At 73.0% G+C, this 23,109-nt stretch carries 17 protein-coding genes and 1 tRNA gene; 7 read left to right on the forward strand and 11 right to left on the reverse strand.

What is annotated here, in order from left to right; all coding sequences use genetic code 11:
• Positions 1–41: 41 nt before the first annotated feature.
• Entirely contained in the window at positions 42–224 is a 183-nt protein-coding gene (locus P1V51_21705) for a hypothetical protein (GenBank protein MDF1565668.1), read from the reverse strand.
• Positions 225–458: 234 nt separating this feature from the next.
• Here P1V51_21705 and P1V51_21710 point away from each other — a divergent pair, with 234 nt between their 5' ends.
• From P1V51_21710 to P1V51_21730, 5 genes are read left to right on the forward strand one after another with little or no spacing between them, the layout of a single operon-like run.
• Positions 459–1,547, forward strand: a complete 1,089-nt coding sequence (locus tag P1V51_21710) for a 2-hydroxyacyl-CoA dehydratase family protein (protein MDF1565669.1) — start codon at positions 459–461, stop codon at positions 1,545–1,547.
• Positions 1,544–2,896, forward strand: a complete 1,353-nt coding sequence (locus P1V51_21715) for a 2-hydroxyacyl-CoA dehydratase family protein (GenBank protein MDF1565670.1) — start codon at positions 1,544–1,546, stop codon at positions 2,894–2,896. Before P1V51_21710 ends, P1V51_21715 begins: the two co-directional genes overlap by 4 nt.
• A complete protein-coding gene (locus P1V51_21720) occupies positions 2,893–3,681 on the forward strand; it encodes an acyl-CoA dehydratase activase (GenBank protein MDF1565671.1) in 789 nt (262 codons plus the stop codon). Before P1V51_21715 ends, P1V51_21720 begins: the two co-directional genes overlap by 4 nt.
• A gap of 4 nt (positions 3,682–3,685) precedes the next feature.
• Positions 3,686–5,014 carry an NCS2 family permease gene (locus P1V51_21725; GenBank protein ID MDF1565672.1) on the forward strand — a complete coding sequence of 443 codons (1,329 nt, stop codon included), beginning with the start codon at positions 3,686–3,688 and terminating at the stop codon, positions 5,012–5,014.
• 3 nt (positions 5,015–5,017) lie between these two features.
• Positions 5,018–5,950: an alcohol dehydrogenase catalytic domain-containing protein gene (locus P1V51_21730; protein MDF1565673.1), complete on the forward strand. Its 933-nt coding sequence runs from the start codon at positions 5,018–5,020 to the stop codon at positions 5,948–5,950.
• A 4-nt stretch (positions 5,951–5,954) separates the two neighbouring features.
• Here P1V51_21730 and P1V51_21735 read toward each other — a convergent pair whose 3' ends face one another.
• The 7 genes from P1V51_21735 to P1V51_21765 all read right to left on the reverse strand — a co-directional run bounded on the left by P1V51_21735 (position 5,955) and on the right by P1V51_21765 (position 18,508).
• Positions 5,955–8,180 carry a hypothetical protein gene (locus P1V51_21735; GenBank protein MDF1565674.1) on the reverse strand — a complete coding sequence of 742 codons (2,226 nt, stop codon included), beginning with the start codon at positions 8,178–8,180 and terminating at the stop codon, positions 5,955–5,957.
• Positions 8,181–8,263: 83 nt separating this feature from the next.
• On the reverse strand, positions 8,264–9,859 hold the full coding sequence (locus tag P1V51_21740) for a FecR family protein (protein ID MDF1565675.1): 1,596 nt from the start codon (positions 9,857–9,859) through the stop codon (positions 8,264–8,266).
• Entirely contained in the window at positions 9,856–10,443 is a 588-nt protein-coding gene (locus P1V51_21745; protein ID MDF1565676.1) for an RNA polymerase sigma factor, read from the reverse strand. The genes P1V51_21740 and P1V51_21745 overlap by 4 nt, the downstream gene beginning before the upstream one ends.
• A gap of 46 nt (positions 10,444–10,489) precedes the next feature.
• On the reverse strand, positions 10,490–11,470 hold the full coding sequence (locus P1V51_21750) for a hypothetical protein (protein ID MDF1565677.1): 981 nt from the start codon (positions 11,468–11,470) through the stop codon (positions 10,490–10,492).
• Between the two features lie 20 nt (positions 11,471–11,490).
• The gene (locus P1V51_21755) at positions 11,491–12,090 is read right to left on the reverse strand and encodes a YqgE/AlgH family protein (GenBank protein ID MDF1565678.1); all 600 of its coding nucleotides are present in this window, start codon (positions 12,088–12,090) and stop codon (positions 11,491–11,493) included.
• 9 nt (positions 12,091–12,099) lie between these two features.
• Complete coding sequence (locus tag P1V51_21760; protein ID MDF1565679.1) at positions 12,100–14,943, reverse strand: insulinase family protein; 2,844 nt, start codon at positions 14,941–14,943, stop codon at positions 12,100–12,102.
• Between the two features lie 37 nt (positions 14,944–14,980).
• A complete protein-coding gene (locus tag P1V51_21765) occupies positions 14,981–18,508 on the reverse strand; it encodes a hypothetical protein (GenBank protein ID MDF1565680.1) in 3,528 nt (1,175 codons plus the stop codon).
• A 31-nt stretch (positions 18,509–18,539) separates the two neighbouring features.
• On the opposite strand from P1V51_21765, the gene P1V51_21770 reads away from it, so the two are divergent.
• Entirely contained in the window at positions 18,540–19,214 is a 675-nt protein-coding gene (locus P1V51_21770) for an EcsC family protein (GenBank protein MDF1565681.1), read from the forward strand.
• A 50-nt stretch (positions 19,215–19,264) separates the two neighbouring features.
• On the forward strand, positions 19,265–20,650 hold the full coding sequence (locus P1V51_21775; protein MDF1565682.1) for an MYXO-CTERM sorting domain-containing protein: 1,386 nt from the start codon (positions 19,265–19,267) through the stop codon (positions 20,648–20,650).
• An 8-nt stretch (positions 20,651–20,658) separates the two neighbouring features.
• Here the strand turns inward: P1V51_21775 and P1V51_21780 are convergent, their stop codons facing one another.
• The 3 genes from P1V51_21780 to P1V51_21790 all read right to left on the reverse strand — a co-directional run bounded on the left by P1V51_21780 (position 20,659) and on the right by P1V51_21790 (position 23,089).
• Positions 20,659–20,895, reverse strand: coding sequence for a hypothetical protein (locus P1V51_21780; GenBank protein MDF1565683.1), 237 nt, complete (start codon positions 20,893–20,895; stop codon positions 20,659–20,661).
• Between the two features lie 356 nt (positions 20,896–21,251).
• Positions 21,252–21,325 (reverse strand) — tRNA-Met (locus P1V51_21785).
• 21 nt (positions 21,326–21,346) lie between these two features.
• Positions 21,347–23,089 (reverse strand): carbon starvation protein A, encoded by a 1,743-nt coding sequence (locus P1V51_21790; protein MDF1565684.1) that lies wholly within the window; start codon positions 23,087–23,089, stop codon positions 21,347–21,349.
• Between the last annotated feature and the right edge of the window lie 20 nt (positions 23,090–23,109).

Consider the following 23,109-nt stretch of genomic DNA (forward strand, 5'->3'; position numbering starts at 1 on the left):
CGACCTCCTCGTTTCAAGGCCGCGCAGGATCGGCCTGGAGGTCAGGCGCTACAAGGCGTCGTAGTTCGGACGGTTACGTGGCTACCGTCGGAGCTCACCGACCAGGGGGCCTGCTGGAGGTCGGGCGACCAGCCCTCATCGAGGAGGGAGGTCGAGCAGTCGGTGATCACCTCGACCTTGCCCGCCGGGCAGGAGAGGGCTGCCGTGGCGTCAACCGGCGACAAGGCTCCGAAGAGGAGCAGGAGGGCCGCTAGAACCGGGGGGGGGCTCTCATCTTGCCGACACCGTCCTCTCTCCTGCGGGGAGGCGAACCGAAGGGAGCGTGACAGGTCGGTGTGGGTATCGTGTGATCGGGCCCCCCGCCCACTCGCGGATCAGTCTAGGCGATCGGGGATCGCCCTGTCGCTGTAGGAGATGTAGGGAATGGTCGCCCATCTGGGATACCCTGCGGCCCGACGATGAAGCACCCCGAGATCCCCGGCCGTCAGGCCGCCATCGACGCTCACCGGGCCGCCGGTGGAGGCCTCGCGGCGGTCTATCCCATCCACCCCCCGCGGGCCCTCCTGCGCGCCTTCGGCCTCCTGCCGGTGGAGATCTGGGGGCCGCCGGGCGTCGACTGTGCCCGGGCCGACGGGCACGTGCAGGCCTACGCCTGCTCGATCGTCCGGGGCGGGCTGGCCTTCCTCCTCGACGGCAAGCTCGACGACGCCGACCTGATCCTGGTGCCGCACGGCTGCGACAGCCTCCAGGGGCTGGGCAGCGTGCTCATCGACTTCGTGAAGCCGAAGGCCCCGGTCGAGACCTTCTACCTGCCGCGAGGCGCGGAAGGAGGGCCCTCGCGGGCCTTCGTGAAGGAGGAGCTGCGCCGCTTGCACGACAGCCTGGTGAAGCTCACCGGCAAGCAGCCCACCGAGGCCGAGCTCCTCGAGGCGCTGGAGCGTGAGGTGGACGCCGACGATCTCCTGGCCGCGCTGCTGGCCGGCCGGCGCAGGCTCGAGCTCTCGAACGCGGAGTTCTACCGGCTGGTGCGCGCCCGCGAGTACCTGCCGGCGGAGGACTTCTCCCGGATCGTCCGAGAGGTCCTCGAGGGGGCGAGCGAGGAGGAGAGCGGGGCGCCCGGCGTCGTCCTCTCGGGGCTGGTGCCCGAGCCCAGGGCGCTGCTCGAGCTCTTCGACGAGGCCGGGGTGCTGATCGTGGGCGACGACCTCTGCAGCAGCGGGCGGCGGCTCTATCCGGCGGGGGAGGGGAGCGACGCGCTGGCCCGCATGGCCGACCGGCTGATGTCGGCGGCCCCCGACTCCACCCGGGGGGACGGGGTGCAGGCCCGCGCCGACCACCTGCTCGGCCTCTGCGCGGCCGGCGGGGCGAAGCAGACGCTCTTCCTCATCGTGAAGTTCTGCGAGCCGGAGCTCTTCTACCTGCCGCAGCTGCGCGAGGCGCTCACCGCCGGCGGGGTCGCCAGCCAGGTGCTGGAGGTGGACGTGACCACGCCGCTCGCGGATCAGACCCGCACCCGGATCGAGGCCATGCTGGAGGTGATGTCATGAGCGCGAAGTATCCGCGGGCCGAGACCAGCGGCCTGAAGAAGGCGCAGTACCTCCTGGGCGCCAAGGTCGCGGGCGGCGCCCTGCTCAAGCTCGACCGGATGAAGCTGGCGCGGAAGCTCGCCCGCCCCCCGAAGCCCGGCCCCTTCGGGCCGCCCCTGAAGTCCTCGGCCTGGCTCAAGGAGCTGATCACCGGCCACTACCTCAAGGGCCGCTTCGCCAGCGGCGCGCGGCCCGTGGCCTGGGTCACCAGCGGCGCGCCGGTCGAGCCCCTCATCGCCCTGGGCTTCTTCCCGATCTACCCGGAGAACCACGGGGCGGTCTGCGGGATCCGCCGCAGCGCCGAGGAGATCTGCGAGGAGGCGGAGAGCGCCGGCTACAGCCGGGACATCTGCTCCTACGCCCGCACCGACATCGGCAGCATGCTCTCGGGCAAAACCCCGGTGGGCCGCCTGCCGCCGCCGGACCTGCTCGTCTGCTGCACCAACATCTGCCAGACGGTGCTGCTCTGGTACCGGGTGCTCGCCCAGCACTTCGGCTGCCCCCTGGTGAACATCGACACCCCCTTCCTCTACGGCGAGGCGCAGGAGCACCAGATCGCCTTCGTGGAGAAGCAGCTCGAGGAGCTGGTGCGGGCCGCCGAGGAGGTGTCGGGCAACCGCCTGACCGAGAAGAAGCTTCACCAGGTGACGCGCTACTCCAAGCAGGCGACCGAGCTCTGGGCCCAGATCATCCAGATGGGCCGGCACCGCCCGGCGCCGATCACCGCCTTCGATCAGTTCATCCACCTAGCGCCCATCGTCGAGATGCGCGGCGAACCCTTCACCGTCGACTACTACGGCGCCCTCCTCGAGGAGCTGCAGGAGCGGGCGGCGCAGGGGGTCGGCGCCCTGAAGGAGGAGAAGATCCGCCTCGTCTGGGACAACCTCCCGGTCTGGCACAAGGTGCGCTGGCTCTCGGAGGTGCTGGCCGAGTCGAACGCCACCCTGGTGGCCTCGACCTACACCAACGCCTGGGGTGAGCTCACCGAGTTCATCGATCCCGAGAACCCCATGCGCTCGGCGGCGCTGACCTACCTCCACCCGATCCTCAACCGCGGCACCGGCCACAAGCTCTCCCTGATGAAGGGGATGGTGGAGTCCTTCGAGGCGGACGGCGTCATCCTCCACTCGGATCGCTCCTGCAAGCCCTACTCGATCGGCCAGGTCGATCAGCGGGAGCGCCTCACCAAGGAGGCGGGGGTGCCCGCGCTCCTGCTGGAGGCGGACCACAACGATCCCCGGGCCTTCTCCGAGGAGCAGTCGCGGGCGCGGGTCGAGGCCTTCCTCGAGGTGGTGGAGGCGAAGGCGTGAGGCAGGAGATCGTCGGGCTGGGCGTGGACGCGGGCTCGACCACCACCAAGCTGGTGGGGGTCGACGGCCGGGGAGAGCGCATCTTCGATCGGATCGAGCCGACCCGGCCGCAGCTGCAGCTGCAGGTGAAGGGGCTCCTGGCCGTCGCCCGGGCCTCGGGCGCGAAGGAGGGGACCCCGGTGGTGGCCACCGGCTACGGCCGCAAGCTGGTCGAGGACGCCGACAAGCGGGTCACGGAGATCACCTGCCACGCGCGGGGCGTCTTCCGCAGCGTCCACCACGGCGGCACGCTCATCGACATCGGCGGGCAGGACGCCAAGGCGATCCGCTTCGACGACAAGGGCGCGGTGCAGGACTTCGCCATGAACGACAAGTGCGCGGCGGGCACCGGGCGCTTCCTGGAGGTGGTGGCCGGGCGCCTGGGCCACGATCTCGACGAGTTCGCCCACCTGGCCGCGAACGCCGGCGAGACCACCGCCATCTCCAGCACCTGCACGGTCTTCGCCGAGTCGGAGATCATCTCGCTGATCGCCCAGGGGGAGACCATCGAGGCCATCGCCCGCGGCCTGCACACCTCCCTGATGGGGCGGATCGCGGCGCTGGCCCGCAGCGTGACGGTCACGCCGCCCCTGCTCCTCTCGGGGGGCGTGGCCCGCTCGCCGGCGGCGCAGCGCTACCTCGGCGAGGCGCTGGGGCTGCCGGTGGAGGTGCCCGAGGGGCCCCAGCTGATGGGCGCCTACGGCGCGGCCCTGATGGCGCTGGACATCGCCGACGGAAGGGGTTGAGGACGTGTCGAAGGGAATGCTGGAGCTGCGCTTCGCGATCGAGGAGCGAGGGTCGAGCAGCCGCCGGGAGGTCCTCGGCGGCCTGACCACCTTCCTCACGATGGCCTACATCGCCTTCGTCAACCCGGCGATCCTCTCGGCCGGCGGCATGCCGCGGGAGGGGGCCTTCCTCGCCACCTGCCTCGCGGCGGCGGTCGGCTGCCTCCTGATGGGGCTGCTGGCCAACCTCCCGGTGGCGCTGGCGCCGGGCATGGGGCTCAACGCCTTCTTCGCCTTCGGGATCTGCCTGGGGGCCGGAGTGCCCTGGCAGACGGCGCTGGGGATCGTCTTCTGGAGCGGCGTGCTCTTCCTCCTGCTGACGGTCACCGGCGCCCGCCGGGCCATCGTCAAGGCGATCCCGAAGAGCCTCCGCTTCGCCGCCGCCGCCGGCATCGGCCTCTTCCTGGCCCTCATCGGGCTGGAGCACGCCGGGCTGGTGATCGATCACCCGGTCACCCTCGTGACCCTGGCCTCGCCCACCAGCGCGCCGATCCTGGTCGCCCTCTTCGGGCTGGCGGTCGGCGTCGTGCTGATGGCCCGGGGCGTGATCACGGCGGTCTTCTGGAGTCTCCTGGCCTCGACGCTCCTCGCCCTGATCCTCGGGGTCGTGCCGCTGCCGGAGGCGGTGCTGGCGCTGCCCACGGGATCGCTGCCGGGGGCCGAGATCGACCTCCTGGGCGCGCTGAAGCTGCAGTACCTGCCCCTGATCTTCGTCGTGCTCTTCTTCGACGTCTTCGACACCCTCGGCACCCTGCTCGGGGTCAGCCACGAGGCCGGGCTCCTGGACGAGGAGGGTGAGCTGCCCGTCCTCGATCGCGCGATGGGCGCCGACGCCGGGGCGACCCTGGCGGGCGCGCTCCTGGGGACCTCGACCGTGACCTCCTACATCGAGTCGGGGGCCGGGGTGGCGGTGGGCGCCCGCACCGGCCTCGCGGCGCTGGTCACCGGCGCCGCCTTCCTCCTGCTGATGCCCTTCGCGCCCCTCGCGGCGGTGGTGGGGGCGCCCATCGAGGGCGGCCTGCACCCGGTGACCGCGCCGGCGCTGATCCTGGTGGGCGTCCTGATGGCCCGTACCCTCGCCGAGATCCCCTGGAAGGAGACCCTCGAGGGGGTGCCGGCCTTCTTCACCGTCGTGCTGATGCCCCTGACCTTCAACATCACCCACGGGCTGGCCGCCGGCATCGTCTGCTGGGCCGGGATGCGGCTGGTGGCGGGGCGCGGGCGGGAGGTGCACTGGGTGCTCTACCTGATCTGTGGGCTCATCGTGCTGCGGTACGCGCTGCTGGCGGTCTAGCCCATGCGAGCTCTTCGCTTCGAGGGTGAACACCCCAGGGTGGCCACGGTGGACACGCCGGTTCCCGGTCCAGGCGAGGCCCTGGTGAAGGTCCGCCTGGCCGGGGTCTGCAACACCGACCTCGAGATCGTCCGGGGCTACATGGGCTTCACGGGCACCCTCGGCCACGAGTTCGTGGGGGAGCTCGCGGACGGCCAGCGGGTGGTGGGCGAGATCAACCTGGGCTGCGGCGCCTGCCCGGCCTGCGCGGCGGGCCTCTCCCGTCACTGCCCCACGCGAACCGTGCTGGGGATCCTCGGCAAGGACGGCGCCTTCGCCGAGCTGCTCACCCTGCCGGAGCGGAACCTCCACCCGGTCCCGGCGTCGATCACGGACGAGCAGGCGGTCCTGGTCGAGCCCCTGGCGGCGGCCCTGGAGATCCTCGATCAGGTGACGATCGAGCCCGCGACGCGGGTGCTCCTCCTCGGCGCCGGCAAGCTCGGCCAGCTCATCGCCCGGGTGATCGCGAGCACCGGCGCCCGCCTCACCGTCCTCGGACGCAGCCCGGCCAAGCTGAACCTCCTGGAGGCCGAGGGGATCGCGGTCACGACCGAGCCGCCGCCGGCGGGGTCCCAGGACCTGGTGATCGAGGCGACCGGCAACCAGGCCGGGCTCGAGCTCGCCCTCCAGGCGGTGCGCCCGCGAGGCACGGTCGTGCTCAAGAGCACCTTCGCCGGCACCCACACCTGGAACGCGGCCAAGGTGGTCATCGACGAGCTCACGATCGTGGGCTCGCGCTGCGGGCGCTTCGAGGCGGCCCTGCGCTGGCTGGAGGAGACCGGCGCGGATCTCTCGCCCCTCGTCTCCGATCGCTTCCCGCTCTCGAGAGGAGACGCCGCCCTCGACCGCGCGGCCGAGGACGGCGTCCTCAAGGTGCTGCTGGATCCGGCCGGCTGATCCGCTACTGGCAGATCCCCGGGCAGTCGGCGCCACCCGCGTTCGGGTCGCAGTCGTCGCTCGGGTCGTCGACGCAGAGGAGACCCTGGGCGCAGGGCAGCCCGGCGAAGCCGCCGCAGGCGTCGCCCACCTGACCCACGCAGCTCGGATCGCCCGAGGCGCAGGTGGCGTCGGGCTCGCAGATCCCGGCGCAGTCGGCGCCGGTGGCCGGGTCGCAGTTGTCGGTCGGATCGTCCACGCAGACGTGGCCCGGGGCGCAGGGTACGCCGGCGAAGCCGCCGCAGAAGTCCCCGGTGACGCCGCAGGCCGGGATGCTGCTCCGGCACTGGCCCCAGGCGTCGCAGGACTTCAGGACGGCGGTCTCGGCGCAGGTGGGATCGTTCGGATCACAGAGGGTGCAGCCCTCGCCGCAGGCCTTCCCCCGGCAGGGATCGTAGGGGAGGCCGTCGGTCTGGCAGACGCCGTACACCATGCAGGGGGCACCGCAGGGCATCGTCGGATCGTTGGCGCAGTCGGGGCACCAGGTCTCCATGATGCAGTAGGCGCCGGAGGGGCAGTCGGCGTCGGCCTGGCACTCCGAGGGCGGCGCGTTGGTGCCGCACTCGGGGAAGGCCCAGCTGCAGCCGCCGCTGGCGTCGCACCACTTCACCACGTCGGTCTCGGCGCAGCTGGCGTCGGCGGGGTCGCAGAGCTGGCAGGTGTCGCCGCAGGCCTTGCCGGCGCAGGGCTGGTAGGTCCCGCCGCAGGCCGGCGGAGCGCCGCCGGCGGTGGCGCTGCAGGCGCCGTTCGCGTCGCAGAAGCCCATCAGGCCGTCGGGGGTGGCGCAGAGCTCACCGCAGGGGAGCCCCGCGCAGTCGCTGCTGGTGGGCTGGCAGGCCCAGCCGGCGTAGCAGGGCATGGCGCAGGCCGGATCGGCGTCGACGCAGGGCGGGCAGTACTCGTAGGGGAGGCAGGCCTCGCCCGGCGCGCAGTCGGCGTCGGCGTTGCACTCGGGCGGCGGCACCACGCCCCCGCACTCCACGGCGCCGGAGGGGTCGGGCATCACGCAGGCGCCCCAGCCATCGCAGACGCCCATCACCGCGGCGCAGCCCTGGTTCGGGTCGGCGGGATCGGTGGCGTCGCAGGGGTTGCAGAGCTCGCCGCAGAGCTTCCCGGCGCAGGGGTCGCCCGGCGTGGGGAGGCAGACGCCGTGGCTGTAGCAGACTCCGTCGCAGGTCGGGTCGTTCGGATCGGAGCAGCCGGTGCACCAGGCCTCGCCCACGCAGATCTCGCCCGGGGCGCAGTCGAGGTCGCCCTGACACTCGGGGGGCGGGGGCGGGAGGATGCCGCAGTCGACCTGGGCCGGGTCGGCGTAGACGCAGGCCCCGAAGCCGTCGCAGGTCATCAGCACGCCGGGCTCGACGCAGCTCGTGGCGTCGGGCGGACAGAGGGAGCAGGGCTCGCCGCAGGCCGCGCCGGCGCAGGGGACGTAGGCGCCACAGGTGGGCTGGTTCATGCCGCAGAGGCCGGCGTCGTTGCAGGTGAGGACCACCGCGGGCTCGAGGCAGCCGGTGGCGTCCGGCGGGCAGAGGCTGCAGGTGTCGCCGCAGGCCAGGCCGGCGCAGGGATCGTAGGCGCGGCCGGCGCAGGTGCTGCCGTCGACATCCGGCGCGCCGGGCACGCAGGCGCCGTTCGCGTCGCAGTAGGTGGGCGCCCCCATCGGGATGCAGCTCGGGTCGCCGTCGGGGCAGGTGTTGCAGGGCTCACCGCAGGCGCGCCCGAAGCAGGGGGCCGAGATGTCGATGGCCCCGTAGTTGGAGAAGTGCCGCAGGTTGCCGGTGAGGGTCCGGGCCGCGGGATCGTAGGTGCTGCCCTCGATCACCTGCGGGGCGGCGCCGTCGAGGTTCGCCAGCACCAGGGTGCCGCCGGGCTGGTAGTCACCCACGTCGAAGCGCATCGTTACCGGGCCGTCGAAGGTCAGGCCCTCGGGCCCCAGGCGGTAGGCGCGCCCCACCAGGCCGGTGGGCGTGAGGTCGGAGAAGCCGACGGTCACCAGGGTGCCCTCGGCGACCGCGCCCCGGGTGAAGTCGACCGTCAGGCGGCCGTCGGGGCTCACCGCGACGCGGGTGCCGCCCTCGATCGTGGTCTCGGTCTCCTCCTGGACCGCGTTCTCCACGGGGCAGCCGGCCGAGAGCAGGAGCAGCCCGGTACAGCCCAGGGCAGCAGCCAGATTCCAGTACTTCCGCTTCATCTCGTTTCCCTCCAGGAAGAGTGCGACCGTTCGAGAGCTTGGTTGCCGAAGGGCCGCTCGACCTTCAAAAATAACAGGGGCGCTCAGGGCGCCAGGCGCCGCAGGAGGGCCTGGTGCCGGGCATCCCAGGCCGGGGAGAGGCTCTCGAGCCGGGTGGCGGAGAGCAGGCGCCGGGCCGCGGCCGGGTCCGACGCGAGGCGCTCCTCGGCCAGGCGGATCCGCAGGCGCTCCAGCTCGGGGCTGTGCAGGCCCTCGGCGGCCAGCAGCGCCTCGAGGGCGGCGCCGGGCTCGCCCTCGCGGCCGAGGAGCTCGACGCTCAGGGCCACCCGCTCCGGGGCCAGCATCCCCTCGGGGAAGCGGCGCTCCGCCTCCTCCAGGGCGGCCAGCGCCGCGCCGGCCTGGCGCTGCCGGTCGCGCAGGATGGCCAGCTGCAGCAGGCTCTCCTCGGCCAGGCCTTCTCCGGCGGGGTGGTGGGCCACGCGGGCGTAGGTCGCGGCGGCCTCCTCCAGCTGGCCCGCGCGGCGGTGCCCGTCGGCCATCACCGCCAGGGCCGCGGCCTCGATCTCCTCGCTGACGGCCTGGTCCAGGACGCCCCGGGCCAGATCCACCGCCTCGCTCGGGGCCTGGCGCAGCACGCGGCGGGCCTCGGCCAGCTGGCGGCGCTGCTCCCGGGGGCGATCCGGATCGGCGACGTGGGTGGGCGGCGGGCTGAGCTCGACCGGCGCGGGCGGCGGCGCGGGGGCCGCGACCGGCGCCGGGCGGTCACGGCGGGGGCGACGCTGCCGGGCCCGCTCGCGGAGGGCCAGCTCGGCCAGATCGTCGGGATCGACCCCCGGGGCCTCGGCGGCCTCGGCGGGGGCCGGCGGCGGGGCGAGGGTGGGGGCCGGAGGGGCCTCCTCCTCGGGCGGGAAGACCGCCCGGTCGCCGGCGCGCAGCTCGAGGCGGCGGCGGCCGTCCGGGCTCACCGCGAGGACGACGCCGTGCTCGACCTCGACCACCGTGCGGCCCTCGGCCCGCTCCACGCTGAAGGCGGTCCCGACCACGGTGACGAGCGCCTCCTCGGTGTGGACCGCGAAGGTGCGGCCCTCGCGCAGGGGCGTGACCTCGGCGTGCACCCGGCCGGCCCGCAGGCGGACCTCGCGCACGTAGCGGTCCCGCTCCCTTCGCCCGGGGGCGGCCCGCAGCTCGAGCTCGCTCTTCGGGGCCAGGGAGAGGCGGGAGAGGTCGGTGGCGATCCGGGTCTCGCCCCGGGTGAGCAGGGAGGTCGCCAGGGGGACGGGATCGTCGGTGGAGAGGAGGCCGGCCTCGGGGTGGCCGAGGGTGGCGAGGGAGCCCTCGGTGACCACCGCGCGCTCCCGGGCGTCCACCTGGAGGAGGAGGGCGAGGACGGCCGCGGTGGCGGCGAGGCCCAGCCCCAGGACGAGGCGCTGGGAGAGGGAGGGGCGGGGGCTCGCCGGGAGGGCGGTCGCCACGCGCAGCTCGGCCAGGATCCGCGCCTCGACCCCGGGGCGGGGCACCGGCGCGTGCTCGGCGAGCTCTTGGCGGATGCTCACCAGCCCCCCGGCGGCCTGCTGGCAGTCCGGGCAGCCTTCCAGGTGGGCGGCCAGGGCCTCGGGCGAGCCGGTGCGCAGGGCCGGCGGCAGGAGGAGCTCCTCGGTCCGGGGGCAGCGCGCGCTCATCGCGAGACCTCCTCGTCCGGCGGCAGGGCCGCCAGGATCTCCTTGCGGGCGTGGTGGAGGCGGGTCCAGACCGTGCCCTCGGGGATCCGGAGGGCCCGGGCGATCTCCGGCCCCGGCATCCCCTCGAGCTCGTGGAGGACGTAGACCGCTCGCTTGCCCTCCTTCATCGAGAGGAGGACCTCCCAGACCTTGCGGAGGCGGTCCCGGGACGCGGCCGAGCGCTCCGGCGCGTCGGCGGCGCTCTGCCTCGTCTCCGCCTGCAGCTCCAGGGCGAGGGCCTCCCGCAGCCGGCGGCGACGGCCCCGGCCCCGCATCCACTGCAGGGTCGTGCGCATCGCGATCCCGCAGAGCCAGGTGGAGGGCTTGCAGTCGCCCCGGAAGCTCGCGAGGCCCCGGTGGGCCTGGAGGAAGGTGAGCTGGGTGAGGTCCTCGAGGTCCGCGGGGGAGGCCCCGGGCCCCAGGCTCCGCCCGACGACCCGGTAGACCATCGCGAAGTGGGCCCGGTAGAGCCGCTCGACCGTCAGCTCCACCTCACCGGTGGCAGCCTGCGCCCGGGAGGCGGCCTCGGGGCCTGGGAGGGTCATCGCGTAGAGCATTCACGAGATGAGTTGCCGGGACCAGGGGCGCCCTTCAAAAAATCGCGCGCAGGCCCACCTCGAGGACCGGCATCAGGAAGCCCTCCTCGATCCCGGTGCGCTCCTCGCCCAGGCTCGGCGGCAGCACGACCCGCCGGGGCAGGGGCCGCAGGGCGAAGCCCGCCCGCCCGAGGAGCTCGACCCGGGGATCCCCCGGATCGAGGGCCAGGTTGGCCGTCACCTGGGCCCAGGGGGCCGGATCGAAGAAGTGGGAGACGACCCCCTTCGAGCCCGGCGCCGCCGGGAAGCGGGCCCGGGCGGAGGTCCAGCCCAGGAGCAGGCCGGCGGCGGCCCCCAGCCCGAGCTCGCCGCGCACGCCCCGCAGGAGGCCCAGCTCGACCTGCGCCGCGAGCTGGGCGTCGGTGATCCGCGCCTCGACCTCGGCGGTGGTGATGGTCTGGGGGGGCGCCGCCTGGAGGCGGACCGAGAGGCGCAGGAGGTCGGTGCCCACCCCGGACTCCAGGGCCACCCCGGGGTGAGGCAGCGCCGGGCGCTGCCACCAGGGGAGAGTGGCGAGGAGGGCCAGCGCGGCCCGGCGCCTCGCCGGGGCCGGCGCGGCGGGCTCTCGCTCGAGCTCGGCCTCGACCGGTGCCGGCTCCAGCTCGACGAGGGCCTCGGGGGCCACGTCGTCTCCGGGGCCGAAGCGGGCCAGGGTGCGCGAGGTGAGGAAGACCACCACCCGCAGGGCGGCCTCCTCGCCGCCGCCCAGGGCGAGCTCCCGGGAGAGGAGGAGGCGCCCGCCGGGGCGACGCAGCTCCAGGCGCCAGCCCTCACCGGCGGGCAGCACGATCACCCGCATGGCGTGGGGCTGCTGGAGGGCGGCCCGGGCTCCGGGGAGCTCCTCCTCCAGGGCCAGCTCCAGCGCGGGCGGCGCCGGGCCGCGGATCAGCAGGTAGTGCGGCCCGCCCTCGGCCCGGAGGGCGGCCGGGCCCCCGAGGGTCACGAGCAGGACGAGCAGGGAGAGGGCGCGGCGCATGTCGGCCCCCCGACGCTCCCTCAGGCCTCGGCGCCCGAGCCCGAGATCATGAAGCCGCCCGGGGTCAGGCCCAGGCGGCGCAGCGCCTCGTCCCAGCGCTCCTCGAAGGGCACGTCGAAGACCAGGTCCTCGGTCAGGCCCAGGGGCAGCCAGGCCCCGGCGTGGGTCTCGAGCTCGAGCTGGCCCGGTCCCCAGCCGGCGTAGCCGAGGATCACGTGGAAGGGGCCGGCCCGCCGCCCGCTGACGAAGTCCTCGAGGATGTCCCGGGTGGCGGCCACCGCCAGGTGCTCGCCGACGCCGAGGATGTCCTCGCCCTCGTCACCCTCGAGCTCCTCGTCGCTGCGATGGAAGAGGAGCCAGACCGCGGTCTGCTGCACGGGCCCGCCCACCAGCACGTCGTGGGAGCCGAGGCCCGACTCCCGGGCCAGCTTCGCCAGGTCCTCGTCGACGTTCTCGAGGAGGGTCTCGAGGTCGATGGTCGCCGGGCGGTTCACCACGAAGCCCAGCGCCCCCTCCTGGTTGAACTGCGCCATCAACACCAGGGTCTCGGCGAAGTTCGGATCCTCCAGCTGGGGTCCCGAGATCAGGAACCCCGGCGCGACGGTGGCGACCTCGGTCATGAGATCAGTCTACTCGTCCTTCGGCACCGCTTCGACCTCGACCATCTCGATGGCGCCGCCGAGCTCGCCGAGGGCCTCCTTGATCAGGCTGGCCGGGCCGACGAGGCCGATGACCTCGTTGCCGATGCAGGGCTCGAGCTGCGCGGCGACCACCTCGGCGTTCACCTTGGAGAGGCGGTCCGGCACGAAGGCCAGGCTCTGCGGGGCGGCGCCCCAGGCGGCGCGGCTCATCAGCTCGCCGGTCATCGCCTGCAGGCCGAGGTAGCGGCTGTGGGAGGAGCGGGCGATCTTCCAGCGGGCCTTGTTCAGGCGGGCGGGATCGATGCCGCCGTCCTTCAGCTCCTGCATCCGGGAGAGGATGGTCTTGATGGCCGGGATGGCCTTCTGGACCATGATGTTGCCGCCGACGCCCAGGGTGGCGGCGCCGCCGGGCAGGGCGTTGATGTAGGCGCGCACGCCGTAGCTCGCGCCCGACTGCTTGCGGATGGTCTGGAAGAGATCGTCCGAGAGCATCGAGGAGAGGACGTCGCGGATCTCCTCGGTGTCGGCGGTCGCCCGGGGAAGCTGGCAGGCGAGGGTGAGCTCGACCTGGGTGGCGTCGGGTCGGTCGGCCAGGAGGATGGTGCGCTTGGGCGGCGAGGGCAGGGAGGGCAGGGGATCGATGGCGGTGCCCGGGTTCGCCGGACGCCACTTCTCGAAGCGCTCCCGCACCTTCGCCTCGGCCTCGGCCAGATCGATGTCACCGACCACGAAGAGGGTGGCGTTCGCCGGCGCGAAGACCCGGTCGATGTAGGTCTTGTAGAAGTCCTCGGTCAGCGGCTCGACGGCGTCGAGGTTCGCCTCCCGGATGCCCAGCGGGTGCTGGGGCATCAGCTTCGCGGCCACCGCCTTGGAGAGCTGGTAGCGGTGGTTGCGCTTCATCAGCTTCTGCTGGCGGCGCAGGGTCTCGAACTGGATCCGCCGCTCGTCGATCTCGATGTAGGAGCGCACCGTCTCGACCTTGGTGGCGAGGATGTCGAGGGCCGCCGGCAGGTTGCCGGAGGGGGTCGAGGTGGAGAAGTAGTCGGCGGTGGCGGTGGTGCCGCCGCCCTCGCGGCCGGCGACCTCGAGGGCGGGCCGGGCGTCGTCGCGGATCCAGACGTAGTCGCCGGCGAAGTAGGGGGTGATGCCGTAGTCGCCGCCGCCCATCCGCAGGGTGGTCTGCACGAAGGGCGTGTTGCCGTGCTTCTTCAGGACGACCTTGAGCTGGTTGGCCAGCCGGAAGGTCTTCATCGTCGTCTCGTCCGGCGCCACGGTGGCGGCCTTGACTTGATCGTCGCTGAGCTTCTCGAAGAAGGGCTTGAGGGCCTCGGACTCCTCGAGGAGGGCGCCGGACCAGGCGGCGTCCGAGTCGAGGTTGATGTCGGGCTCCTTCTCGTCCTTGTCGAGGGGCTCGATGATCATCGCCACCGCGCGGTCGCGGTTCAGGTACTTGTAGGCGAACTGGCGCATCTCGAGGTCGTTGAAGCTGTTGAGCTCGACGATGGCCTTGGAGAAGGCGTTGGGCTCGCCGGTGTAGTGGATGCTGTCGGCGACCTCGAGGGCACGCATGAGGCTGGCCGTCGAGAGGAAGACGTCCGCCATCCGGTAGGTGCGCATCCGCAGGAAGGCCATCTTGGTGAGGTTGGCGGAGGAGACGTCCCAGGCCTCCCAGGCGCCGTCGATGGCCTTGCGGGCCACGACCTCGGGATCCATGTCCTCGGTGGGCTGGATGATGCAGATGACCTGGGTGCCGTGCATCCCGCCGTTCGGGAAGCAGCCCATGCCCTCGACCTTGTCCTCGTCGTGGAGGGAGTCCTTGCGCAGGTAGGCGCCCACGGCGTTGTTGAGCATCGTGGTGGCCGACTGCATCAGCGCGTCCTGGCCGCGGTAGGAGCCGGGCAGGGACCAGGCGACCAGCACGTTGGTGGAGGTGACCGGGCCCTTCACCCGCTTGATGCTCTTCGAGTAGGGCATCGGCGGCGCCGGCGGCGCGGGGGCCTCACCGGAGAGGCGCACCTTCGGGGCCGCCAGCTCCAGGGGGGCGTCCGGGGCGGAGCCCGGGGCCGCGACCAGCTCGCGGGGGAAGGTCTTGCCGAGCAGCTCCGGCACCTTCGCCGGATCGAAGTCGCCCACGTAGACGGTGGTCGCGTTGTCCGGGCGGTAGTTCTCCTTCACCCACTTCTGCACGTCGGCCAGGGTGATCGAGGTGAGGCTCTCGTGGGAGCCGATGATCGAGCGGTGGTAGGGGTGATCCTCGGGGAAGAGGAGGGGGTTGAGATCCTCGAGGGAGCGCCCGAGCTCCTCCATCTCGACCCGCTGCCGCAGCTCGTTGCGGACGACCTCGATCTCGACCTTCACCACCTCCTCGGTGACGTTCTCGAGGGGGTTCTGGATGCGGGCCGCGTCCAGCCGCATCAGATCCTCGAGGGCCGCCTTCGGGGCGATGGCGAAGTAGGTGGTCTGATCGGAGTTGGTGAAGGCGTTGGAGACCGAGCCCAGGGAGTCGAGGGTCTCCCAGACGGTGGGGACGCCCTCGCCGTGGCGGGCCCGGAAGATCAGGTGCTCGACGAGGTGGGCGAGGCCCTCCTTGCCGATCGGATCCTGGGTGGCGCCGCTGCCGAAGGTCGTGACCGTGACCACCGAGGCCTGGTCGTGATCCTCCTGGAAGAAGAGGCGCAGGCCCGAGGGCATCGGGAAGTCGAGGCCCTGCAGATCGTAGGGCTTGAGCTTGGGCTCGTAGAGGCCCGCGGTCTTGATGGCGGCGCAGCCGGCGGTGAGGCCCATGAGGGCGAGGAGGACGGCGAGGCGGCGCAGGATCGGGCGGTTCTTCATGACGGGCTCCCTTCTTCGAGCCCGGCAAGGTAGACGCCTACGGGGCGAAGGTCCAGCGGCTGCAACCCCACCGCTCGAGGGCCTCCTCCAGGCCCTGCTCCAGGGAGGCGGCCTCGGCCGCGTCGCCCTCCGCGAGGGCGCCCTGGCGGGCCAGCAGGAGCAGGAAGCGCTCGGCGTGGCAGTCTCCCCGCTCGCGGCAGGCCACCACGCTGCGCTCGAGCACCTTGCGGCGCTGGGCCGCGGAGGTGACCAGCAGATCGAGGCCCCGCAGCTCGACCTCCAGCCGCCAGCGGCCGCTGCGCCGGGCGTGGCGCCAGTTCAGCTCCAGCAGGCTCTCGGCGGCGCGCCCGGGGGTGCCGGTGAGGAGCCGGCAGGCGGCCCCCAGCACCTCGGCCCGGGCCACCTCGTCGCCGGCCTCGATCTCCTCGGCCTCCTCCTGGATCTCGGCAAAGCGGCGCTCGAGCCCGGAGAGCTTGCCGGCGAGGAGGCGCTCGACGGCGTCGTCGAGGCGGCAGCCCACCGACTCGTAGCGCATCCCCACCCCGGTGTAGGCCTCGATGGTCCGGCGGCGCAGGGTGGAGGCCTCGCTCCAGCGCCCCTGCAGCTCGTGGAGGTAGGTCGTGCGGGCCGCCAGATCGGCGGTGAAGCGGGTGTCGCCGGTGGAGAGGGCCGCCTGGCGCACCGCCTCCAGGTACTCGGCCACCTTCTTGGGCTGCGCCCGGAAGTAGGCCACCAGCCCGCGATCGAAGGACATCGCGGCCCGGGCCGCCCCCTCGGTGCTCTCGTGGGGAGGCAGGACCTCGAGGGCCTGCTGGTAGTGCCCGAGCTGGATCATCACCGTGGCGAGCGCCGAGCGGATGCCGAAGAGCGGTGCGTCCGGGGCGACCCGGAGGGCCTCCTCCAGGTACTGCCGGGCGTCGGGGTAGAGCCCCCGGCCCCAGGCGTTCCACCCCTGCACCATCAGGAACTTGGCCTGGAGGAGCCCGTCGCCGAGGGCGGCGGCGCGGGCCAGGCCCCGGGTGATCGCCTCGTCGCTCTCCGGGTAGCGGGCGAGGCGGGAGTGGATCGAGGCGAGATCGTAGTAGAGGCTCGCCTCGTCCTCGTCGAGGCGCAGGCGGCGGGCGTCGTGCACCAGCCGGGTGGCCAGCTCGAGGGCCTGCTCGCGCTCGAGGGTGAGGGCCAGGGCCCGCACCCGCACGATCTCCAGCTTGCAGCGCAGCAGCTCGTCGTCGGTGTGCTCGAGGCCCAGGGCGGTGAGCTCGAGGCAGCGGGTGCTGGCGCCGAGGCGCGAGGCCTCCTGCGCCGCCTCGTAGGCCAGCTGCGCCAGGCGATCCGTCTCGCCGGCCTCGACGAGGTGCTCGAGGAGGGCCTCGGGGTGGACCTCTTCCCGCGCCTCCAGCTCGCGCAGGACCCGGCTGTGCAGCCCCTGCCGGGCCCGGAAGGGCAGGGTCTCGTAGGCCGTGCGTCGCTCGAGATCGTGGGTGAAGCGGAGGTGATCCCCGACGCGGCCCAGGAAGCCCTCGCCGACGAGGTGGCGGATGGCGCCGGCCACCGCCTCGGGGGGGACGTCCTCGACCACCCGGGAGAGGAGCTCCGGCTCCACGTGCATCCCCAGCACGCTCGCGGCGAGGAGCACCCGGCGCTGCACGGGGCTCAGGGAGTCGATCCGCAGCCGCAGCGCCGCCTCGAGGGAGGCGGGGAGGGCGCCCGCCTCCTCCTCCCGGTGGCGCACGAGGGCCTCGACGTAGAGGGGGTTCCCGAGGGAGCGCTGGGCGATGAGCATCGCCGGCCCCTCCTCGAGGCGGGGATCGAAGTGCCGGGCCAGCTCGCTGGCCTGCAGCTCCGGGAGGGGAGGGACCTCCAGGACCGTCCCCAGGGAGACCTCGGGGTTGCGGCTCGTGGCCAGGAGGAGGAAGCCCAGGCGCTCGGCCAGGAGGGCCAGCTTCACCACGCTCTGCAGCTCGTCGGCGGCCGCCAGGTGGAGGTCCTCGAGGATCAGGAGGGTGCTGGCCGCGCCCGCGGCCTCGGCCGCCTCGGCCAGGTCCCCGAGGGGATCGTCGCCGACCTTGCCGCCCAGCGCCCGGGTGAGCTCGTGGATGGCGCTCTGGGACTCGCTGCCCCCGAAGTGCCCGAGCACGGGCGAGAGCCCCAGCGCCAGGGCGAGGCGGGAGGTCTCCCGCACCAGGCGGCTCTTGCCGATGCCGGTGGGGCCCTGCAGGGTGAGGGGCTCGGCGGCGGCCTGCTCCAGCCAGGCGGTGAGGCGGGCGAGGAACTCGCGGCGGCCCACCATCGGGGTGCGCTCCTCCACCTCGTAGCTGGCGAGGCGCTCGACCCCGGCCTCCGGCGTGAAGACCTTCATCTTCCGCGAGAAGCCCTTGGGCTCGATGGCGGAGAGCTCCTTGAAGCGCAGGTCCTCGAGGGCGGCGCGGGTGTTCTCGTCGCAGACGAGGGTGCCGGCCTCGGCGGACTGCAGCAGACGCGCCGCGAGGTTCACCGGCGCGCCGATGGCCGTGTGCTCGTGCCGCCGGGGCGAGCCGAGGACGCCGGCGAAGACCCGGCCGGTGGTGAGGGAGGCCGTGAGGGCGCCCCGGGCGGTGAGGGCCCGGGCGGCCATCAGGGCGCGGCGCGCCGGATCGGGCTGGGCCAGGGGGAGGCCGAAGAAGGCGATGAGCAGGGTGCCCTTCTCGGCGGACTCGATCTTCTGGAGGTAGCCGCCCTGCCGCTCGATGACCCCGGCGGCGTGATCGAGGGCGGCCTCGACGGCGGCCAGGCCCGGATCCGTGTGGTCGGTCTTCTCGAGCCGGGCGAAGAGGGTGGTCACCGTCCGGTGCTCGCCCAGCTCGGGGGGCAGGAGGAGGGCGTCCCAGATCGCGGGGGCGAAGAAGGCGCGCAGGGTGCCCTCGGCGGCCTCCTCCTCGCGGGCCGGGATCGGCTCCTCCTCCGGCGCCAGGGGCGCGGGCCGCGGGGCGGGGGAGGGCAGGCGCACGGCGCCGAAGCCCTGGCCGGCGTCGGCGACCGGCAGCTCGTCGTGCAGGGCCGGCGCCCAGACCTCGCCCTCGGCCGCCAGCTCCATGGCCGTGGCGGCGGTGCGCACCGCGAAGCCCAGGGTCACGGGCTGCCGGGTCCGCTCGGTGCCCACGGTGCCCACGCTCACCGGGCCGTCGGCGACGCCGACCCGCACCGGGATGGGGCTGTCCTCGATGATCCGGGCGGCGACCTCCACCGCCCGGCGCAGGCGATCGGGCCGGGAGGGGCCCTCGAAGAGGGCGGTGCAGCAGTCGCCGCCGAAGGCCACCACGTCGCCGCCGTTGTCGAGGATCGGGGCGAGCACCGCCTGGAACCAGGCGCCCAGGCGATCGAAGACCTCCTCGGTGCCGGCGGCGCCGCGCACCTCGAGGCGGGTGGTGAGGGAGGTGAAGCCCGCCATGTCGACCAGCAGCACGCACGCGTGGAGGCTGCGCGGCTCGCGCAGGGACTCACCCCGCCCGGCGGCCTGGAAGACCCAGCGGGGCAGGTAGGCGCGGGCGGCGGAGAGGAGAGCCTGGTGTTCGGAAGCGCGGGCCATGGGGTGGGGCAAAGGTAGTATCCTTCGGCCCATGAGCGAAGAGCGCGGACAGAAGCTCCTCAGCGCCGTCGAGCGACTGGTGGCGGACACCGAGAAGCTGCTGGCGATCGTCGCCGAGCACCAGGAGCGGGTCGACGCCGGCCGCCACGAGGACGAGGCCGCCTACCGCAAGGCCGTGGCCGGGGAGCTGATCTCGACCTTCTCCAACCGCACCGCGCTCTCGGGCGGGGCCGCGGCCCTGCCGGCCGTGATCCCGGGCCTCGGGAGCGTCGTCACCCTCGTCGGCGGCACCCTGGCCGACATGGCCCTGATGCTGAAGTTCGAGGTCGAGCTGGCCCTCTGCCTCACCGCCCTCTACGGCTACGACATCCACCAGGACCGCGAGCGGCAGCTGGCCTTCCTCCTGGCCGGGGTGAAGACCTACGAGGAGCGCGAGCAGCGCCACGTGGTCCTCGACGCCGCGATCGCCGAGGGGACGGCCATCTGGAACTACTCGGGCCGCGAGATCACCAAGGGCGTGACCTCGGTCTTCACCAAGATCGCCCTGATCGGCGTGAGCCGGGGCTTCCTGCGGGTGCTGCCGGTGGTGGGCGTCGCCGTGGGGGCCGGGATGAACAAGGCCCTCACCCGCCGGGTGGGCAAGCGCTGCCAGGAGGAGCTCGCCCGCCGGGTGCAGTTCGAGGACGTGAAGGTCGCCAACAGGTAAGGGCCTGCGGTCTTGCCGGGGTCGCGGCGGGCTGCTCTCTTCCGGCGCCTATGAACCGGTTCATCCTGGTGGGGGCTCTCCTCGTTCCCTTCTCCGCGGCGGCGCTCACCGCCGACGTGGGCGAGATCGCCGTGATCGAGGATCTGCAGGGGACGACCTTCTGCAACCCGGATACCGACGAGAACTGCTTCCCGGCCCCCGACGTGCTCTGCCGGGAGACCGCGAAGATCTTCTTCGAGACTCACTGCGACGACTACGACGGCCTGGTGGTCTTCCGGCAGGCGTCGATCGCGGGCAACCCGATCCTCGCCAGCATCCTCAACGTGCAGCAGGGGACGCCCGTGCTGCAGGAGGAGCAGGGCATCGGGCGGGTCGCCTGGAACCAGACCGCCGCCTACGGCAGCGCGGGCCGCCTCGAGCAGTGCGTCTCCATGGCCGGGCTCTACTCCATCCCGGACAACCCCGAGGACCGGGCGACCGCCCTGCTGGGCATCCCGATGGGGATCTCCGGGCTCGAGCTGCTCGCGCACGAGTACGGCCACCACTGGCTGCTCTCGGTGCAGTACGACCAGGACGACGGGAACGGCCCGCAGGGCGACCTGCGTGGCTACGAGAGCGGGCCGAACCAGCACTACAGCGCCCGGGTCCACTCCGAGTCCGTGATGTACGGCTCCTTCATCACCGACAACGGCGGCGGCAGCTTCGACCTCTGCGGCGGGGACCGGAAGTTCGGCCCCCTCGATCAGTACCTGATGGGCCTGCGGGGACCGGCCGAGGTCCCGCCGATCCTGCTGGTGGACGACGGAAGCGGGCAGGGCGATCCGGCCACCGGCGCCGCCCCCAACCAGTGCTACGGCGCCACCGGCACCGCGAAGTACGTCACCATCGACGACATCGTCCGGGTGGAGGGGCCGCGGATCCCCGCCTACGGCGCCGAGCGCACCCACCACAAGATCGCCTTCGTGCTCGTCACCCCCGCCGGGGTCGACGCCACCCCGGCCGAGATCGCCAAGGTGGAGACCTACCGCGCGGCCTTCGAGGCCTGGTGGCCCTGGGGCACCGACTATCGCAGCACCATCGACACCACCCTCGAGCCGCCGGGCAACTGCGGGATCACCCCGCCCACCGACGGCGGCACCCCCGACGGGAGCGTCGCGGATGGCGGCGTCCCCGACAGCGGCACCCCCGACGCCGGCACGCCGGACGCCGGCCTCCCCGACGGCAGCGAGCCCGACGCGGGTGACCCCGACTCCGGCTTCGACCCCTGCCTCCTCGGCGGCTGCGAGGACGGCGGCACCCCCGACGGCGGCGGCCCCGACATCGAGACCCTCGATCCCGGCGGCTGCTGCTCCACCGCCCCGCGGGCGGCCGATCCCCTGGCGCTGGCCGTCGCCCTCGGCCTCCTCGCCCTCGCCCTGACCCGGCGCCGGCGCTAGAGCTAGAGCTAGAGCCCGTTGCGCGCCAGCAGGTGCGCCAGGTCGGGGGAGGTGCAGAAGGGCGTGGGGTCCGCCTCCAGGCGCAGATCCGCCAGCACCGTGAGCAGCCGCCACCCGCGCTCGGTATGCACCCCCACCGCCCAGATCGGCAGGGTCAGGATCTCCCCGAACTCGGTGCCCCCCGTGATCTTCCCGGTCACGATCGTGACCGGCGCCGCGCCCTGCAGGCGCCCCGGGCACTCCACCGCCCGACCCACCTCGAGCTCGCCGGGGTTCCGGAAGAGGGCCTGTCCCCCCCGGTTCTCGACCCAGCAGTCGTCGCAGCGGCGCCTCCCGCGGGCAAGCCGCCAGGAGCAGCCCCACCAGCACCACCAGCCCGACCGCCCCGAACCTCCCGCGCTCCGTGATTCCTGCCATCTACGCGTCCTCCAACCCGGAAGCGCCCCTCCACCCCCAAAGGTTCAAAGAGAATGGTACCCCCGGCTCGCCCTACAAATCCCCCCCGAGCAACTGAAAGGCCGATCCAGGCCCTCCGATGGGGCAGAGCCGCCGCACAACCAAAGAGAAAAGCCGCACCTCCAACGGAGATGCGGCCTTTCAGTTGCGGGGGGGGGATTTGAACCCCCGACCTTCGGGTTATGAGCCCGACGAGCTACCTGTCTGCTCCACCCCGCGGTATTCGTTGGGCGGCGGAATCTAGGTGGAGGCGGACCCGGTGTCAAGCGGAACGTCCCAGCCTTCGAACTTCTCCTTCCGGGTCCAGGCGAGGAGGGCCTCCAGGAGGAGCCAGATCGCCAGGACCAGGAGCAGGCCGCCGACCACCGTCAGCAGCCAGGAGTGGCTCGGGGAGGCCGGGTCGGCGAAGCCGATCAGGTTCTCCACCATCGCGAAGAGGGTCACCGCCAGCATGTAGAACATGGGCACAGCGGTGAACCAGGGGTTCTTGCCCCGCTGCTTCAGGTAGAGGCTGACCACCAGGAGGGTGAGGCCCGCCAGGAGCTGGTTGGTGGTGCCGAAGAGGGTCCAGAGGGCGAGGGCCACCGGCTTGCCGCCGACCTTCAGGGTGGCGAAGCCCAGGATGACGAGCACCGCGGCGAGGGAGGAGACGATCCGGCGCTCGAAGATCCTCGGCAGGTGGAGCGATCGGACCATCTCCTCGATGTTGAAGCGCAGGAGGCGGGTCGCCGAGTCGAGGGTGGTCAGGGCGAAGCTCACCACGATGATCGCCACGAAGGAGGCGGCCAGGTCGCGGGGCAGGCCCAGCTCGGTGAGGAAGGTGGCGGCGCCCCCGATGAAGGCGTCGATCTTGGTGGCCAGCCCCGCCGAGGACTTCCAGGTGGCGTAGTGCTGGTGCCAGACCTCCGAGGAGCTCATCCCGGCGGTGGTCGCCAGGACGGCCAGCAGGGCCAGGAGGCTCTCGCCGATCATCCCGCCGTAGCCGATGGGGCGGGCGTGGCTCTCCCGGTCGAGCTGCTTGGCGGTGGTCCCGGAGGAGACCAGGCCGTGGAAGCCGGAGACCGCGCCGCAGGCGATGACGATGAAGACGAAGGGCAGCATCGGCGGCGCGCCCTCGGGGTCGGTGTTCACCGCCGGGGCCTGGAAGGTGGGCGCGAGCACGAAGAAGCCGAGGTAGGCGAGGGCCAGCCCCAGGTAGAGGAGGAGGGAGTTGATGAAGTCCCGGGGCTGGAGCAGCGACCAGACCGGCAGGACGCAGGCGGCCAGGGCGTAGGCCATCAGGATGAAGGTCCAGGTCAGGGGCGAGGGCCAGGCCTCGGCCGGCAGGCCGAAGGTGGGCGCCATCATGGCCAGGCGCACGCTGCCCAGGGTCAGGAGGAAGGCGAGGATCGTGGGCCAGCCCAGGCCCACGCCCTTCTTGAAGGTGAGCCAGCCGACGATCAGGGCGGCCACCATGATGAAGGCCGAGGGGCCCACCGCCTGGGGGTAGCCCGGGCGCCCCGGGGCCAGCTCCACGGCGAAGAGGCGGGCGATCACGAAGACGAAGACGCCCATGGCCAGGGCGATGCCGAAGAAGATGATCGCGTGGAAGAGGCCCATGGCCCGGCGGCCAACCACGCCCTCGGCGACCACCCCGATGGAGAGGCCCCGCGCCCGCAGGGAGACCACGAGGGCGGCGAGATCGTGGACGCAGCCGATCAGGATCGCGCCGCCCACCACCCAGAGCATGGCCGGCAGCCAGCCCCAGATCACCGCCACCGCGGGGCCGAGCATCGGGGCCAGGCCGGCGATCGAGGCGTAGTGGTGGCCGAAGAGGATCCCCGGCCGGGTGGGCAGGTAGTCCACGTCGTCCCGGAGCTGGTGGGCCGGGGTGGGGCGGGCGTCGTCCAGGCCGAAGATCCGCGTGGAGAGGAAGCGCGAGTAGAAGTGGTAGCCCGCCGCGTAGGCGACGAAAGCCAGCAACACCGGCCCTACGGCGTTCATCTCTGGTTCCTCCCCGGCAT

The organism is Deltaproteobacteria bacterium (assembly GCA_029210625.1).
GTDB lineage: Bacteria > Myxococcota > Myxococcia > SLRQ01 > SLRQ01 > JARGFU01.

Coding starts and splice junctions, on each gene's coding strand:
- P1V51_21710 (MDF1565669.1), top strand. CDS start 459: ATGAAGCACCCCGAGATCCCCGGCCGTCAGGCCGCCATCGACGCTCAC.
- P1V51_21715 (MDF1565670.1), top strand. CDS start 1,544: ATGAGCGCGAAGTATCCGCGGGCCGAGACCAGCGGCCTGAAGAAGGCG.
- P1V51_21730 (MDF1565673.1), top strand. CDS start 5,018: ATGCGAGCTCTTCGCTTCGAGGGTGAACACCCCAGGGTGGCCACGGTG.
- P1V51_21735 (MDF1565674.1), bottom strand. CDS start 8,180: ATGAAGCGGAAGTACTGGAATCTGGCTGCTGCCCTGGGCTGTACCGGG.
- P1V51_21740 (MDF1565675.1), bottom strand. CDS start 9,859: ATGAGCGCGCGCTGCCCCCGGACCGAGGAGCTCCTCCTGCCGCCGGCC.
- P1V51_21745 (MDF1565676.1), bottom strand. CDS start 10,443: ATGACCCTCCCAGGCCCCGAGGCCGCCTCCCGGGCGCAGGCTGCCACC.
- P1V51_21750 (MDF1565677.1), bottom strand. CDS start 11,470: ATGCGCCGCGCCCTCTCCCTGCTCGTCCTGCTCGTGACCCTCGGGGGC.
- P1V51_21755 (MDF1565678.1), bottom strand. CDS start 12,090: ATGACCGAGGTCGCCACCGTCGCGCCGGGGTTCCTGATCTCGGGACCC.
- P1V51_21760 (MDF1565679.1), bottom strand. CDS start 14,943: ATGAAGAACCGCCCGATCCTGCGCCGCCTCGCCGTCCTCCTCGCCCTC.
- P1V51_21765 (MDF1565680.1), bottom strand. CDS start 18,508: ATGGCCCGCGCTTCCGAACACCAGGCTCTCCTCTCCGCCGCCCGCGCC.
- P1V51_21770 (MDF1565681.1), top strand. CDS start 18,540: ATGAGCGAAGAGCGCGGACAGAAGCTCCTCAGCGCCGTCGAGCGACTG.
- P1V51_21775 (MDF1565682.1), top strand. CDS start 19,265: ATGAACCGGTTCATCCTGGTGGGGGCTCTCCTCGTTCCCTTCTCCGCG.
- P1V51_21790 (MDF1565684.1), bottom strand. CDS start 23,089: ATGAACGCCGTAGGGCCGGTGTTGCTGGCTTTCGTCGCCTACGCGGCG.